This is a genomic window from Mesorhizobium sp. YR577 (assembly GCF_900116595.1).
GTDB lineage: Bacteria > Pseudomonadota > Alphaproteobacteria > Rhizobiales > Rhizobiaceae > Mesorhizobium_M.
In genome coordinates, this window is record NZ_FPBI01000022.1 from 62,491 (window position 1) to 76,807 (window position 14,317).

The following is a 14,317-nucleotide window of genomic DNA, read 5'->3' on the forward strand; positions in this document are numbered from 1 at the left end:
CTCATTCGGCGGCGAGACCCTTTCCTATGGGTCCATTCTCAACCGATTCGTCACTGGGCAGGAAGCCACCAGATTGCCGATTCCAGAGCTGCGCATAGAGCCCGCCGCGTGCGACGAGTTCCTCATGCGAGCCTTCCTCTATGACCCGGCCCTGATCCATGACGACCAGCCGGTCCATCGCGGCGATGGTGGAAAGCCGGTGGGCAATCGCGATCACTGTCTTGCCCTCCATCAGCCGGTAGAGGTTTTCCTGGATTGCCGCCTCGACCTCGGAATCGAGCGCAGACGTCGCCTCGTCGAGAATGAGGATCGGCGCATCCTTCAGCATAACGCGGGCAATGGCGATGCGTTGCCTCTGGCCGCCCGACAATTTCACGCCGCGCTCGCCGACATGAGCGTCGTAGCCCTTGCGTCCCTTCGGATCGGAGAGCCCGGCGATGAATTCGGCAGCCGAGGCGCGCCGCGCCGCTTCCACCATCATCTCATCGTCGGCGTCGGGACGGCCATAGAGGATATTGTCGCGCACCGAGCGATGCAGCAGCGACGTATCCTGCGTGACCATGCCGATCTCGGCGCGCAGCGAATCCTGCGCCACGGCCGAGATATCCTGGCCATCGACAAGGATGCGGCCGCTTTCCAGATCGTAGAAGCGCAGCAAAAGGTTCACCAGCGTCGACTTGCCCGCACCCGAGCGCCCGACCAGACCGACCTTCTCGCCCGGCCTGATCGTCAGCGACAGATGCTCGATGACGCCTTTGCCCTTGCCATAATGGAAGCCGATATTCTCGAACGCGATCTCGCCCTTGCTGACGACGATCTCCTTCGCACCGGGCTTGTCCTCGACAAGACGCGGCATCGAAATCGAGCCGATGCCGTCCTGCACCGTGCCGATATTCTCGAACAGGCCCGACACTTCCCACATGATCCATTGCGACATGCCCCACAGACGCAGCACCAGCCCGATGACGACGGCGACCGCGCCGATCGACACGGCCTCGCCGAGCCACAGCCAGATGGAGAGTGCTGTGACGGCGGTGAGCAGGATCGAGTTGAGGACGTAGAGAACGCCATAAAGCCCGGTGACCAGCCGCATCGAGCGGTAGACCGTCTCGAGGAAGCTCGACATGCCCTCGCGCGCAAAGGAGGCTTCACGCCGGCTGTGCGAAAACAGCTTCACCGTCTGGATATTGGTGTAGCTGTCGACGACGCGTCCCGTCATCACTGAACGCGCATCAGCCTGCTCTTCGGCCACCTTGCCGAGCCGGGGTATGAAATAGCGCAGCAGGATGACGTAGCAGACGAGCCAGATTGCCAGCGGCGCAGCCAGCCGCCAGTCGGCCGATCCGACGATGGCCAGCATGCCGAGGAAATAGACGATGACATAGTTCAGCACGTCGACCAGCTTGATCACGCATTCGCGCACGGCGAGCGCGGTCTGCATCAGCTTGGTGGCGATGCGGCCGGCGAACTCGTCCTGATAGAAGGTCATCGACTGCTTGAGCAGGTAGCGATGCACCTGCCAGCGGATACGCATGGGATAGTTGCCCATCAGCGTCTGCTGGTTGACCATCGAATTTATGAACACCGTGCCAGGCAACAGAAACAGCACGACGAAAGCCATCGCCGCCAGCTTCCAGCCCTCTGTCTGGAGGAACGTCTCGCGATTCTGTGCCGACAGCCAGTCGACGATCGAGCCGAGGAAGCCGAACATCCACACTTCGGCCAGCGCGACCAGCGCCGTCAGAACAGCCGAGACGGCAATGAAGGGCCACGATCCCTTGGTGTAATGGAGGCAGAAGGCCACCAGCGTCTTGGGCGGCTCGACCGGCTCCGCGGCGGGAAACGGATCTAACCTTTTTTCAAACCAGCGAAACATCGTTCATTCTCTGTTTGGTGCCTTTCCCGAAAAGCGGCGCGCCGTTCGGGCAAATCATTCGTAAAAGCAACAACTTGTAACATGCCCCGGAATCAATCCGCGATCATGTTACAGCGTTGCGTCATGCAGCGCGGCGAACCGATTCACCGCCATCATATTCGAGCGTCTCCTCACCGGCTTGATCGGGCTTGCCCGCCAGGGCGGGCCCGTTCTCCTCAATGTAGGGTGTCCGCGCGGATTCGCCGATATCTTCGGCGACCGCTCCTGCCACGGTCGTGGCAGGAGCCCGCCAGTCCCTGAGAGACCGCAACGCCGAAGCAATGCGATCGCTCAGCCTTTGCAATGGCGAGCGGTAGCCCGGATCGGGGCTTGCACCGGAAAAGTCGACATCGGGCAAACCGCCGCGACGCCGCATCCGGCTCTCGGGGTAGTCAGACGGCAGCCGCACGCCCATGACCATCGCCCAGGCCGACAGCTTGCGTTCGGACAGGCTCACGCGACCGTTCGGCTGCCGCGACAAAGGGGCTGGTTCAGGTGGGGATTTTCGTCCCCTGAATGAAAAAGACATCGTCGGATTCCTTTGAAAACGGAAAAGAGTTCCGGCGGGAATCGAGTCCTGAAGCTTCGAAATGTCAGAGTTAAAGCGCCAAACCCAGGCCGACATCACGCCCAGAGGCCGTGGATCGGGAGCAAAGACACGCGCACGAATACGCGGAAATGGAGTTACTGGTGCTTTAGAATGTCAAAGGAAAGCTTCGAACCGAAAACCGCCGTCAGCGTCGTGCGGCATGGGCCGGGAGCAAGAATACACGCATAGTCATGACTGCCTCCGTCGGTTCGAGTTGACAATGACGGCTCTATAACCGCATTCGGCGCGCAAGACCACGCGTAACTGCCAAATTGTCGCAACCTTGCGGCGCCTGTGGCTGTACCGCAACACATTAGCGAGTGAAGATATTGGCCGACGGCATCCGCATCGCCCTCTACCAGCCCGACATCGCCGGCAACACCGGCACCATCCTGCGCATGGCCGCCTGCCTCGGCATTGCCGTCGATATCATAGAGCCGGCCGGCTTCGATCTTTCCGACCGGAACCTGAGACGAGCCGGCATGGATTATCTCGAAATGGCCTCCCTGACGCGCCATGTCGATTTCACGGCTTTTGAGGCGTGGCGAAAGGCCGAAGGCCGCCGCCTTGTTCTTTTCTCGACCAAAGCCGCCCTGCCCTACACGCAGTTTCGCTACGCTGACGGCGACGTAATATTGTTTGGCCGCGAATCGGCGGGCGTACCAGAAGACGTGCATGAGACCGCCGACGCGCGGCTCCTCATTCCGATGAAGGGCGGCGGCCGCAGCCTCAATCTCGCGCTGAGTGCCGCGATGGCTGCGGGCGAAGCGATCCGGCAACTCGGCTGAAACATCCTCCACGCCGGCCACGATCGCCCAGCTTGCGATCTTGCGCCCCCGGACCCTGACCGACCCACCGATTCTCAGCCGTGTGAACATCATCTCATCCTTCGATTTGCGTCCTGAAGGATATCTTGCTACAACCTCAACATTAGTTGAGGTCAAGCGGAAAGTCGGACATGGGCAGGGAATTATCGGTCGGCGAGGTGGCGCATCGCAGCGGCATCGCGGTTTCAGCGCTTCATTTCTACGAGACGAAGGGCCTGATCAAAAGCCACCGCACCGGCGGTAACCAGCGGCGCTACGGCCAGGACGTGCTGCGCCGCGTCGCCGTCATCAAGGTCGCGCAGGAGGTCGGCATTTCGCTGGCCGATATTTCCGCCGCCCTCGCCGCGCTGCCGGACGGAAGGACGCCGACTCGGGAGGACTGGCGCGTGCTTTCGGAAGGCTGGGCCGCTGATCTCGACCAGCGCATTCTTCAGTTGCAGAAACTGCGCAACGGGCTGACCAACTGCATCGGTTGCGGCTGCATGTCCATCGACCGCTGCCCCTTGCACAATGCCGACGACCATCTCAGCGAAGATGGACCCGGCCCGCGCCTGCTTCTGACCGCATCGCATCGAAAATCCAGCCGCGAATGCGGAAAGCTCTGAACTTGGCCACCGCCCGCCTGAATCTCAACACAGTCTAGTCGGAAGTCGGCAGACGCCGGATGGTGAATTCGATGACATCGCCCGGTCGCTCGAACCAGCTTTCGATCGTTGTCCAGTAGGCCTGCTTCGGCCAGCGTTCGAACCACTCCTGCGCCTTGGCGCGGGCGTCCGGACGGGGCAACACGAAGGTCTCGCGCAAAAAGCCGTCGCGCGGCGTACGTTCACGCTCAGCCCGGCTTTGATCGAGCCTTCTTTTCAGACCATCGAGCGGCGGTCTCGTCGGGGTACGCACGACTAACTCCTTGACCCTGATCAATTACAGATTAGGGATCGCGCGGGAAAAGACGAGTCATTTTCGCAGGCGCCAATCACGGGACGGCAGGCCTGCAAGACAGTGAGTGGAGACGAGTGCCTATGGAGCGAGCTGAAATACCGGCGGGATTGCCTGCGGACATCGAAGGCAAGAAGGAACGCGCGCGCGCCTGGTTCGAGGAACTGCGCGACCGCATCTGCGCCGGCTTCGAGCAGATCGAGGACGATCTCACCGGCCCGCAGGCCTCCTGGTCGCCGGGCCGTTTCGAAAAGACCCCCTGGCAACGCGAGGAGGGCAAGGGCGGTGGCGGCATCATGTCGATGATGCATGGCCGCGTCTTCGAAAAAGTCGGCGTTCACACCTCCACCGTCCACGGCGAATTCTCTCCGGAGTTCCGCAAGCAGATGCCCGGCGCCGAGGAAGATCCCAGTTTCTGGGCAAGCGGCATCTCGCTGATCGCTCATCCCTGGAACCCCAACGTGCCCGCCGTGCACATGAACACGCGCATGGTCGTGACCTCGCGCCAATGGTTCGGCGGCGGCGCCGACCTCACCCCCGTGCTCGACCGGCGCCGCACGCAGGACGACCCGGACACGCTCGCCTTCCACAAGACGATGCAATTCGCCTGCGGCAAGCATGCCGCAATCGCCGACTACGACCGCTACAAGGCCTGGTGCGACGAGTATTTTTATCTCCCCCACCGCAACGAGGCGCGCGGCGTCGGCGGCATCTTCTTCGACTACCTGCAGTCGCCACAGGAAAAGGGCGGATGGGAAGCCGATTTCCGCTTCGTGCAGGATGTCGGCCGTTCCTTCCTCGTCGTCTACCAGCATCTGGTGCGCAAGAATTTCGGCCTGAACTGGACCGATGGCGACCGCGAGGAGCAACTGATTCGCCGCGGCCGCTATGTCGAGTTCAACCTGCTCTACGACCGCGGCACCATCTTCGGCCTGAAGACCGGCGGCAACGTCAACTCGATCCTGTCGAGCATGCCGCCCGAGGTGAAGTGGCCGTGACCTCGCCCGTAGCATGTCGCTTATAGGCAATGTGACCTGAAAGCGACACTTATGCCGGATTGTTACCACCTGTAAGATTGCGTGGTGACAAACGAAAATATTCTGATTAGGACTTGGATGAAGCTGGGGCGAGCGTGAAAACGCGCCGCCCTGCTTACAGCGCCGCGCGTCCAGTCGACGCGCAAAGGACGCTGTAACACTTAGAATCTACGCATGACACATGAAATGCGGTGGGGTTGGGCCTCCCGCGAAACGCGCTAAACCATGATCGGCAGCCGGAACCCGGCTTCCGGAAAGATCGTGGCGAAACAAGACGATAGAGCACGATCCGGAATCTCTTGTGATGGATCAGGCTCTAGAATTTTAGTTAACTTTTAGCTGACAGTGTCCGTCCATGATCAAGCAGTCTCTCCTCGGCGCGATGGCGCTTATTCTTGTCCTCGGTTTTGCTGGCGCAGCCGGCGCGCGCGATCTATCTGATTGCGAGCGCAACGGTTCGCAGGCAAAGATGGCGGCCTCCAACAGCAGCAAGGAATCACCGAAACCCGCAGGTGCGGCTGCGGCGCGCTGCCCGGATCTGTCGGCCGAGACGCCCGTGAAAAGCCTTAAAGCCGAGCCAGTCAAGGCCATGATCGAACAGGATTCGCGCGCTCCTGCAAACAGCGCCGCCGTTCCGCCCGCGGCCGCCTCGTCGTCCATCATCCGCGCGAAAGACTTCACCGTCCTCGTCAAGCGACCGGAAAAGGCCACTGCCGAAACGCTTGTGCTCCTTCACGGCTCGGGCGGCGACGAGACGACGATGATGGCGCTCGCCTCCCGCATCGCCCCGCGCTCGGTGCTGATGGGCGTGCGCGGCCGCGTCGTACAGGATGGCAGCAAGCGCTGGTACGCCCGCCTGACGCCGACCCGATTCGACCAGCGCGACATCCGCTCGGAAGCAAACGCCTTTGCCGGTTTCCTGCAGGACGCCGTCAAGAAGAAGATGCTCGATCTCGATCACACCACCTTCGTCGGCTATTCCAACGGCGCCAATCTGCTGGCCGCATTGACCCTGCTTCACCCCGGCCTCGTTGAGCGCGCCGTGCTGCTGCGGCCGATGTCGGTGCTGGAAAAAATCCCGGCGGTCGATCTGTCCAGCGTCCGCTATCTCGTCGTCGCCGGTCAGGCCGACGTCACCTATTCGCCCTTCGCACCCGCCCTCGAAGCGATGCTGAAGGATCACGGCGCGCGCATCGACGCACACATGATCAAGGCCGACCATGGCCTCGGCGACGAAGACGCCAAGCTCGTCAGCGATTGGCTGGCCCGTTCGAATGCCGTTTCGTTGAACTGAAACAAGCCTTGATCAGAATGAGTTGATCCAGGCCCGCAGACGCAACTTATTGCCCCATTCCGTGTTATCATCCTGTCCGCCACCAAGAGCGAGGATTAGGAGGAAAACCAATGAAGGAATTTCAATGCGGATCGCTTGTTCCCGGCTGCGACTGGCATACGAAGCATGAGGAAGAAGCCGAAGTGATGCGCCGCGCAGTCGAGCATATGCGCGAAACACACGGCGAGACGATCATCCGCGAAACCATGATCGAAGCGATCCGCTCACGGATCGAAAAAGTCCGCGACGCGGCCTGATCGAAATCCGCTAACTTGTTGTTTTAAAACTGTCGGCGGCGCGCTCAAGCAGCGCGTCGCGATCGAGCGCAAAGCCGGAATCGACCCATGCGGTTTCCAGCGCTCGTAGCGTATCGCCCATTTTCGGCCCTTGCGTGACACCCAGCGCGGTCAAATCCGCGCCCTTGACCGGGAAATCCGGCCTTTCCCATTTTTCCGCGAAAGCCAGCAATCGCGAGAACCCGCCGGCTTCCATCAGCGCCTTGTCGTCCTCGACCGCACGGGCGCGCGCCGAAGCCAGCGCCAGACGCAGGCGATCGGCAAAACCTTTCGGCTCGCCACGATAGAGCATCTTTGCAAAAGCGCCCTCAGTCCAGGTCGATACCGGCGCCGGCGCGCCCGCCCACTGCAGCAGGCGTTCGCTCTCCACCTTTGAAAATTTCAGCCGCTCGGCCAGCCCGGCCATGCGCGCGGCATCCGGCGGCACGATCGCCGCGAGCCGCAGCAACGGATCGGGCTTCCAGCCCAGATCACGCTCGGTCTTCACCAGCCCGTGAATGGCGTCGATGCCCCATTTCTCGCTCTCGGGCAGGATGCGCGTCAAAACACCGGCCTGCCGCATCCACAAAAGCGCACGCGAGGGGTCGGGCGCAGAAAGCAGCTTTTTCAGTTCGGCCCAGATGCGCTCCGCCGAAAGCTGGTCGAGCCCGTCCTTCAGCCGCGCGCTGGCCTTCACGCCCTCGGCGTCCGGCCGGCCCGAGCCGTACCAGGCGAAGAACCGGTAAAACCGCAGGATGCGCAGATAGTCTTCGCGAATGCGCGCTTCCGCATCGCCAATGAAACGCAAGGTGCGGCTTTCGAGGTCGGCAAGCCCGCCGACAAGATCGATCACGGTGCCGTCTGCTTCCGCGTAAAGCGCATTGATGGTGAAGTCGCGCCGCTCGGCGTCGCTCTTCCAGTCACGGCCGAAGCGCACCTTGGCGCGCCGCCCGTCGGTCTCGACATCGGCACGCAGCGTCGTCACCTCGAACGGCTTGCCGCCGGCAATGACGGTGATCGTGCCGTGCTCGGCCCCGGTCGGAACGGCCTTGAAGCCGGCAGCCTCGGCGCGCCGCGTCGTCTCCTCCGGCCGATTGGTCGTGGCGATGTCGATGTCGGAAACCATCTCGCCCAGCAGCGCATTGCGCACCGCGCCGCCAGCGATGCGTGCTTCCTCGCCATCAGCCGAGAGCGCTGCCAGAAGACGCTGAATATCCTTGTCGCCGAGCCATTTGGCCCGGTCGGCGATCGACGCCTTATCGCTCATGCATAGAGCCTTTCATAAAGCGTGCGGATGATGCCGGCGGTGACGCCCCAGATGCGCTGCCCACCATAGGGCATGTCGTAGAAGACCCATTCCTTGTCGTTCCACATCCGGCTGCTCTGATGGTGGTTGGCGGGGTCCATGAGGAAACGCAGCGGTACTTCGAAGGCCGTATCCACTTCATGCGGATTGATCGTCAGATGAAACCCCGGCCGCACGATGCCAAGCACCGGCGCGATGCGATAACCGCTGCCGGCAACATAGTCCGGCATGCGCCCGACGACCTCGACATGATCCTCGCCCAGCCCGATTTCCTCAATCGTCTCGCGCAGTGCGGCGAATTCTGGCGTCGGGTCGGTCGGGTCGATGCGTCCTCCGGGAAACGCCACCTGCCCCGAATGATTGCGCAGTTTTTCTGTGCGCTTGGTCAGGATCACGCTGGCCTCGTCGCCATGATCTACCACGGGAATCAACACGGCAGCGTCACGCAGATTATCGCGGCGGATCAGATGGCCAAAACCCGGATTGAAGCGATGGTCGCCATAGTCCGGGTCCGGTTCCGGCTCGCGCTCCCGCTCCACACGCCTGCGGAAATCGAGAGCCGAAAAATGCGTTGCGACTGCGTTGTCCATGGCTCAGGCGCTCAACTGCCGAAGTTTCTCGGCCGGCATGATCGGATAGACCTCGCCGCCTGCCCGCACCGCAAACATCAGCTCACCGTCGATCTCGATTTCTTCGCCATGTTCGACCAGTTCGTACATCACCGGCCGCGCCACCAGCGCTTCCAGCCTTCCGCGCACCAGGACATAGGGCTTCAGACCGCCGGTCTCGTCCTCGTCAACGAAACGCAGCGGATGTTCCGGCCCCGCTTCAACGACATCGCCGACATTGGTGCGGAAGGTGATGACCTGGCGATCGCCCTCGCCCGAGACATTCATCTCGACCGCAACGAACGGCGCATCGACCACCCTGATGCCAACCTTTTCCACCGGCGTGACGAGATAGGTCTTGCCGTCGGCATCCTTGCGCAGCACCGTCGAGAACAGTTGCACCAGCGGCATGCGCCCGATCGGCGTGCCGAGATAGAACCAGGTCCCGTCCGGCCGGATCTCCATGTCGAGATCACCGCAGAAGTCGGGATTCCAGCGCTCGACCGGCGGCAGACCCTTGCCTGCGCGGGCCGCGCGTGAGATCAGCGCCGACAGCCCGGCGGTGTCGGCAACGCTGGTCAGGGTCTGTTCACGATGATCTTCGACTTTGGTCATGGTCACGAAATAGTCACTGTTGTTGCGCTTGTCAGCCTAGATGAGTGATTTAAGTTCATTCAATGGCACCATAGGCGTGCGAATCGCGGCACTGGACGTTGCCGGCCGACGTTCCAGACAAACGAGGATCGAAGCGGCATGAGCATAATCGTCAAGGACCCATCGATCGGCGAAAAGGAAATGGTGGCGCAGGCCGAAACGGCACTGGCTGACATCTCCAAGGTCCGCGACGGCGTCGGCAAGGTCATTTTCGGCCAGGAAAGCGTGGTCGAGCGCACGCTCGTCGCACTGCTGGCTGGCGGCCACGCGCTTCTGGTCGGCGTTCCCGGCCTTGCCAAGACCAAGCTGGTCGAGACTTTGGGCATCGTTCTCGGCATGGATGCCCGCCGCGTCCAGTTCACGCCCGATTTGATGCCGTCCGACATTCTCGGCTCCGAAGTGATGGAGCAGGACGAGGCCGGCAAGCGCTCCTTCCGCTTCATTCCCGGCCCGATCTTCGCGCAATTGCTGATGGCCGACGAAATCAACCGCGCCTCGCCACGCACCCAGTCGGCGCTGCTGCAGTCGATGCAGGAATACCACGTCACCGTCGCCGGCGCCCGCCACGACCTGCCCGCCCCCTTCCACGTTCTGGCCACCCAGAACCCGCTGGAGCAGGAAGGCACCTATCCCCTGCCGGAAGCCCAGCTCGATCGCTTCCTGATGCAGATCGATATTCTCTATCCCGACATCGAGGCCGAGCGCCGCATCCTGCTCGAAACCACCGGCGTCGAGGACGCAAAGGCGGCGAATGTGCTGACGCCTTCGCGGCTCCAGGAAATCCAGCAGCTTATCCGCCGCATGCCGGTGCCCGAAAGCGTGGTCGAGGCGATCCTCGATCTCGTCCGCTCCGCCCGTCCGGGTCAGGGCAATGCCGAGACCGACAAGCATGTCGCCTGGGGCCCCGGCCCGCGCGCCAGCCAGGCGCTGACGCTCTGCGCCCGCGCCCGCGCGCTCTATGAAGGGCGTCTTGCCCCCTCCATCGACGACGTCAAGGCATTGGCTGAACCCGTGTTGCAGCACCGCATGGCGCTGACATTCGCCGCCCGCGCCGAAGGCATGAGCGTGCGCGATGTCGTCGCCCGGCTGGTGAAAGGGGTCTGATGGCACGCATCGGCGAGGCCTCCTCCCCGGTCGGCACGCGAGACGCCCTTGCCCGCGCAAGGCTGCGCGCTTCGCTCGTTCCCGACCTGCTGATCGAGGCCCGCCGTGTCGTCAACACCGTCATCGGCGGCTGGCACGGCCGCCGCAAGCGCGGCATCGGCGAAAATTTCTGGCAGTTCCGGCCCTATGTCGAGGGCGAAGCCATGTCGCGCATCGACTGGCGCCGCTCGGCCCGCGACGACCATACCTATGTCCGCGACCGCGAATGGGAGGCAGCCCATACCGTCTGGCTCTGGGCCGATCCTTCAGCTTCCATGCTCTACAAATCGACCACGGCCAGCGTTTCCAAGGAATCGCGCGCACTGGTGATCACGCTTGCGCTGGCCGAGCTTCTGTCGCGCAGCGGCGAGCGTATCGCCTGGCCTGGCCTCACCGACCCATTCACCGCCCGCAACGGCGCCGAGCGGCTTGCCGGACACCTGTCCCACGCCTCCAGCCTGCCGGCACGGCCTGACCTCACCGCCATCCGCCGCTTCTCCGATATCGTCATTGCCAGCGATTTTCTCGATCCCGTCGAGGAAACCCAGGAATGGCTCGATGTGCTCGCCCGGCATGGCGTTCGCGCCCATCTGATCGAGATCGCCGATCCGGCCGAGGAAACCTTCCCCTATGCCGGCCGCACCGAATTCACCGATCCCGAGACCGGCGACAAGCTGACCGCCGGCCGTGCCGAAATGCTGAGCGAGGAGTACCAGCGACTCTATAACGCCCGCCGCCATGAGTTGGCGGCCTGGTGCAAGCGTCTCGGCTGGAGCTACACAGTCAACCACACCGACCGCCTCGCCTCCGACGCGCTGGTGCGCATTCACATGGCGCTGACCGCCGACGGCGGCTACGCCTCCGGGGCCCGCGCATGAGCTGGCTCCCGCTCTCCTTCGGTTTTCCGGCCATCCTCTGGGGCCTGCTGGCGCTGCCGGTCATCTGGTGGCTGCTGCGCCTGACGCCGCCGAAACCGCAGACGGAAGTGTTTCCGCCGCTGAAGATTCTCGCCCGCGTCCTGAAGCGCGAGGAAACGCCGCATCAGAGCCCGTGGTGGCTGACGCTGCTGCGCCTGCTGATGGCCGCCCTCGTCGTCATGGCGCTGGCCGAGCCGGTGTTCAATCCGCGTGAAAAACTGCCCACGAATGGCAGCGCGCTGGCGCTGGTCATCGACAATGACTGGGCAAGCGCTCCCGACTGGGACCGCCGCGTCGCCACCGCCGAGCGCCTGATCGGCGATGCCAATTCGACGGGCGTGCCGGTCCTGCTCGCCTTCACCGCCGAAAAGCCGAATGCCGAGATCGGCCCCTTCGACGCCGATGCCGCCCGCGACAAGCTGCGCGCCACCAAGCCGCGTCCGGTTCCGACCGATCGCCCAGCCGTCTATGCGCGGGTCGCCGCAGCGCTTGAAGCGCTGCCCGGCGCCAGCGTCGCCATCCTTGCCGACGGCCTAGCCGCCCAGGGCGACGAAGCCGCCTTCAACACCCTGCTCGGCAAGAACCCCGCCGACGTCGTATGGGTCGTTCCGGACCGGCTCAACACGGTCGGGCTGAAGGCCGCCGAAAACCAGCTCGAAGGTTTTGCGCTAACCGCCATTCGTCCGCCCGGCGATGCCGGCCCGCGCCAGGTCACTGCCGGGGCATTCGACGACAAGGGCCGCCGCATCGCCGATGCCGCACTCACCTTCGGCGCAGGCGAAACGACGGCGACAGGCCAGATGCAGGTGCCGTTCGAACTGCGCAACGATTTCGCCGCCATCGCCATCGACGGCGAAAACCAGGCCGGAGCCGTGCGCGTACTGGATGAAAGCTCCAAGCGGCGGCGCGTCGGCCTGCTCTCCCAGTCCGAGGCCGATCAGGCCCAGCCGCTGCTGTCGCCGCTCTATTACATCCGCCGCGCACTCGAGCCTTTCGCCGATCTCGTCGAGCCCCGTAGCCCCGACCTTGCCGACGCCATCCCGCAGCTTCTCGACCAGAAGCCGGCGATGATCGTCATGGCCGACGTCGGCACCATCCCAGACGCTGCACGCCAGAAACTCATCGAATGGGTCGACAATGGCGGCACGCTGGTGCGCTTCGCCGGCTCGCGCCTCGCTGCAGCCGGCAATGACGAAGAGCTTCTGCCTGTGCGCCTGCGCCTCGGCGAACGTTCGCTCGGCGGCGCACTGTCCTGGACCGAGCCGCAGGCCGTGGCAGAATTCCCAGCCGGCCCGTTTGCCGACCTGACCCCACCCTCCGAGGTCACCGTTAGCCGGCAGGTGCTGGCCGAGCCGACCGCCGATATCGTCGAGCGCACCTGGGCAAGCCTTGCCGACGGCACGCCGCTGGTCACCGGAGCGAAGCGCGAAAAAGGCACCGTCGTCCTCTTCCACATCACGCCGGAAGCGACGTGGTCCAACCTGCCGATCTCGGGCAGCTTCGTCGAGATGCTGCGCCGTCTCGTCCAGCTTTCACGCAACCAGGGTTCTGCTGCCGCAAACGCCGAAGGCCAGATTGCCTCGCTCGCGCCCTATCGCATGATCGCAGCCAATGGCGCGCTCGTGCCGCCGACGCCCGATGCCCGGCCGCTGACCGTCGGACAAGGCCCCGCACCCGTCACCATCGAAAACCCGCCCGGCCTCTATGGCAGCGAGGAAGGCGTCGTTGCCCACAACCTGCTTGGCGCCGATGCCGCCTTCACCCCGCTCGTCCGTCCGCAGGTCGCAGCGCCGGTCACCGAAATGCGCTATGCTTTCGACGAATCCCGGGATCTGAAAGGTCCGCTCGTGGCTGCTGCCCTGTTGTTGATGCTTCTCGACACCCTCGCCGTCTTCTGGATGGGCGGCATGTTCAACCGCCGCCGCAAGGCAGCAAGAGCGGCAGGTTCGGCGGCTGTCGTCCTGCTTGCCGCCGGCGCCATGTTCGCGCTCTCCTCGCATGCCATGGCGCAGGACGCCAAGCCGGGCGATGCAGAAGCCATCGAAGCTGTCTCGACCACCCGCCTCGCCTATGTGCTGACCGGCGACGCCTCCATCGACGCCATCAGCCGCGCCGGCCTCGACGGCCTGTCGCGCTTCCTCATCGACAAGACGGCACTCGAGCCCGGCAAGCCGGCCGGCGTCGACATCGCGAAGGACGAGCTTTCCTTCTACCCGATCATCTATTGGCCGATCGACCCGAACGCGGCCATGCCGACCGAGCAGGCCATCGCCCGCATCGACGCCTATATGCAGCAGGGCGGCACGGTGCTGTTCGACACGCGCGACCAGTATTCGACCGGCATCGACGCCGGCTCCGCCAGCCCCGCAACCGAGCGGCTGCGCGACATCCTCGGCAATCTCAACGTGCCGCCGCTGGAACCGGTGCCGGCCGACCACGTCCTGACCAAATCCTTCTTCATCCTTCCGGATTTCCCCGGGCGCTTCAACGGTAGCCCGCTTTGGGTGGAAGCCTCGGCCGAGGCGACCAATCCCGAACATCGTCCCGTGCGTACCGGCGACGGCGTCACCCCGATCATGATCACCGCCAATGATTTCGCCGGCGCATGGGCTATCGACGCCAATGGCGAGCCGATGCTGCCGACCGTGCCGGCCGACCCGATGCAGCGCATCTATGCCTACCGCGCCGGCGTCAACATCGTCATGTACATGCTGACCGGCAACTACAAATCCGATCAGGTCCACGTGCCGGTGCTGCTCGAAAGGCTGGGGCAGTAG

14 protein-coding genes are annotated in these 14,317 nt (G+C 63.6%); 8 read left to right on the forward strand and 6 right to left on the reverse strand.

Annotated features, from left to right (window positions below; all coding sequences use genetic code 11):
* Position 1 precedes the first annotated feature (1 nt).
* Both BM413_RS25575 and BM413_RS25580 read right to left on the reverse strand, forming a co-directional pair.
* The gene (locus BM413_RS25575; RefSeq protein WP_091917686.1) at positions 2-1,876 is read right to left on the reverse strand and encodes an ABC transporter ATP-binding protein; all 1,875 of its coding nucleotides are present in this window, start codon (positions 1,874-1,876) and stop codon (positions 2-4) included.
* Between the two features lie 121 nt (positions 1,877-1,997).
* Positions 1,998-2,372 carry a hypothetical protein gene (locus BM413_RS25580; protein ID WP_139238649.1) on the reverse strand — a complete coding sequence of 125 codons (375 nt, stop codon included), beginning with the start codon at positions 2,370-2,372 and terminating at the stop codon, positions 1,998-2,000.
* 461 nt (positions 2,373-2,833) lie between these two features.
* On the opposite strand from BM413_RS25580, the gene BM413_RS25585 reads away from it, so the two are divergent.
* Entirely contained in the window at positions 2,834-3,292 is a 459-nt protein-coding gene (locus tag BM413_RS25585; protein ID WP_091917688.1) for a tRNA (cytidine(34)-2'-O)-methyltransferase, read from the forward strand.
* Positions 3,293-3,462: 170 nt separating this feature from the next.
* The gene (gene soxR, locus BM413_RS25590) at positions 3,463-3,936 is read left to right on the forward strand and encodes a redox-sensitive transcriptional activator SoxR (RefSeq protein WP_091917689.1); all 474 of its coding nucleotides are present in this window, start codon (positions 3,463-3,465) and stop codon (positions 3,934-3,936) included.
* A 34-nt stretch (positions 3,937-3,970) separates the two neighbouring features.
* Here the strand turns inward: soxR and BM413_RS25595 are convergent, their stop codons facing one another.
* Positions 3,971-4,228: a hypothetical protein gene (locus tag BM413_RS25595; RefSeq protein WP_091917690.1), complete on the reverse strand. Its 258-nt coding sequence runs from the start codon at positions 4,226-4,228 to the stop codon at positions 3,971-3,973.
* Positions 4,229-4,350: 122 nt separating this feature from the next.
* On the opposite strand from BM413_RS25595, the gene hemF reads away from it, so the two are divergent.
* The 3 genes from hemF (at position 4,351) to BM413_RS25610 (ending at position 6,894) form a co-directional block, all read left to right on the forward strand.
* Positions 4,351-5,265, forward strand: coding sequence for an oxygen-dependent coproporphyrinogen oxidase (gene hemF / locus BM413_RS25600; protein WP_091917691.1), 915 nt, complete (start codon positions 4,351-4,353; stop codon positions 5,263-5,265).
* A gap of 394 nt (positions 5,266-5,659) precedes the next feature.
* Positions 5,660-6,598 (forward strand): alpha/beta hydrolase, encoded by a 939-nt coding sequence (locus BM413_RS25605; protein WP_091917692.1) that lies wholly within the window; start codon positions 5,660-5,662, stop codon positions 6,596-6,598.
* A 110-nt stretch (positions 6,599-6,708) separates the two neighbouring features.
* Positions 6,709-6,894 (forward strand): DUF1059 domain-containing protein, encoded by a 186-nt coding sequence (locus BM413_RS25610; protein ID WP_091917693.1) that lies wholly within the window; start codon positions 6,709-6,711, stop codon positions 6,892-6,894.
* Positions 6,895-6,904: 10 nt separating this feature from the next.
* Here BM413_RS25610 and BM413_RS25615 read toward each other — a convergent pair whose 3' ends face one another.
* The 3 genes from BM413_RS25615 to BM413_RS25625 are packed head-to-tail and all read right to left on the reverse strand — an operon-like array spanning position 6,905 to position 9,441.
* Positions 6,905-8,179, reverse strand: a complete 1,275-nt coding sequence (locus BM413_RS25615) for a CCA tRNA nucleotidyltransferase (RefSeq protein ID WP_091917694.1) — start codon at positions 8,177-8,179, stop codon at positions 6,905-6,907.
* Positions 8,176-8,808, reverse strand: coding sequence for a CoA pyrophosphatase (locus tag BM413_RS25620; protein WP_091917695.1), 633 nt, complete (start codon positions 8,806-8,808; stop codon positions 8,176-8,178). Before BM413_RS25620 ends, BM413_RS25615 begins: the two co-directional genes overlap by 4 nt.
* Positions 8,809-8,811: 3 nt before the next feature.
* A complete protein-coding gene (locus BM413_RS25625; protein WP_091917696.1) occupies positions 8,812-9,441 on the reverse strand; it encodes a DUF1285 domain-containing protein in 630 nt (209 codons plus the stop codon).
* A gap of 138 nt (positions 9,442-9,579) precedes the next feature.
* On the opposite strand from BM413_RS25625, the gene BM413_RS25630 reads away from it, so the two are divergent.
* The 3 genes from BM413_RS25630 to BM413_RS25640 are packed head-to-tail and all read left to right on the forward strand — an operon-like array spanning position 9,580 to position 14,317.
* Positions 9,580-10,584 carry an AAA family ATPase gene (locus BM413_RS25630; RefSeq protein ID WP_091917697.1) on the forward strand — a complete coding sequence of 335 codons (1,005 nt, stop codon included), beginning with the start codon at positions 9,580-9,582 and terminating at the stop codon, positions 10,582-10,584.
* A complete protein-coding gene (locus BM413_RS25635; RefSeq protein WP_091917698.1) occupies positions 10,584-11,501 on the forward strand; it encodes a DUF58 domain-containing protein in 918 nt (305 codons plus the stop codon). The genes BM413_RS25630 and BM413_RS25635 overlap by 1 nt, the downstream gene beginning before the upstream one ends.
* The gene (locus tag BM413_RS25640; protein ID WP_091917699.1) at positions 11,498-14,317 is read left to right on the forward strand and encodes a DUF4159 domain-containing protein; all 2,820 of its coding nucleotides are present in this window, start codon (positions 11,498-11,500) and stop codon (positions 14,315-14,317) included. Before BM413_RS25635 ends, BM413_RS25640 begins: the two co-directional genes overlap by 4 nt.

Bases quoted from the DNA above. Each gene is read 5' to 3' on its own strand.
- BM413_RS25575 (WP_091917686.1), bottom strand. From the start codon at position 1,876: ATGTTTCGCTGGTTTGAAAAAAGGTTAGATCCGTTTCCCGCCGCGGAG.
- soxR (WP_091917689.1), top strand. From the start codon at position 3,463: ATGGGCAGGGAATTATCGGTCGGCGAGGTGGCGCATCGCAGCGGCATC.
- hemF (WP_091917691.1), top strand. From the start codon at position 4,351: ATGGAGCGAGCTGAAATACCGGCGGGATTGCCTGCGGACATCGAAGGC.
- BM413_RS25605 (WP_091917692.1), top strand. From the start codon at position 5,660: ATGATCAAGCAGTCTCTCCTCGGCGCGATGGCGCTTATTCTTGTCCTC.
- BM413_RS25610 (WP_091917693.1), top strand. From the start codon at position 6,709: ATGAAGGAATTTCAATGCGGATCGCTTGTTCCCGGCTGCGACTGGCAT.
- BM413_RS25615 (WP_091917694.1), bottom strand. From the start codon at position 8,179: ATGAGCGATAAGGCGTCGATCGCCGACCGGGCCAAATGGCTCGGCGAC.
- BM413_RS25620 (WP_091917695.1), bottom strand. From the start codon at position 8,808: ATGGACAACGCAGTCGCAACGCATTTTTCGGCTCTCGATTTCCGCAGG.
- BM413_RS25625 (WP_091917696.1), bottom strand. From the start codon at position 9,441: ATGACCAAAGTCGAAGATCATCGTGAACAGACCCTGACCAGCGTTGCC.
- BM413_RS25630 (WP_091917697.1), top strand. From the start codon at position 9,580: ATGAGCATAATCGTCAAGGACCCATCGATCGGCGAAAAGGAAATGGTG.
- BM413_RS25635 (WP_091917698.1), top strand. From the start codon at position 10,584: ATGGCACGCATCGGCGAGGCCTCCTCCCCGGTCGGCACGCGAGACGCC.
- BM413_RS25640 (WP_091917699.1), top strand. From the start codon at position 11,498: ATGAGCTGGCTCCCGCTCTCCTTCGGTTTTCCGGCCATCCTCTGGGGC.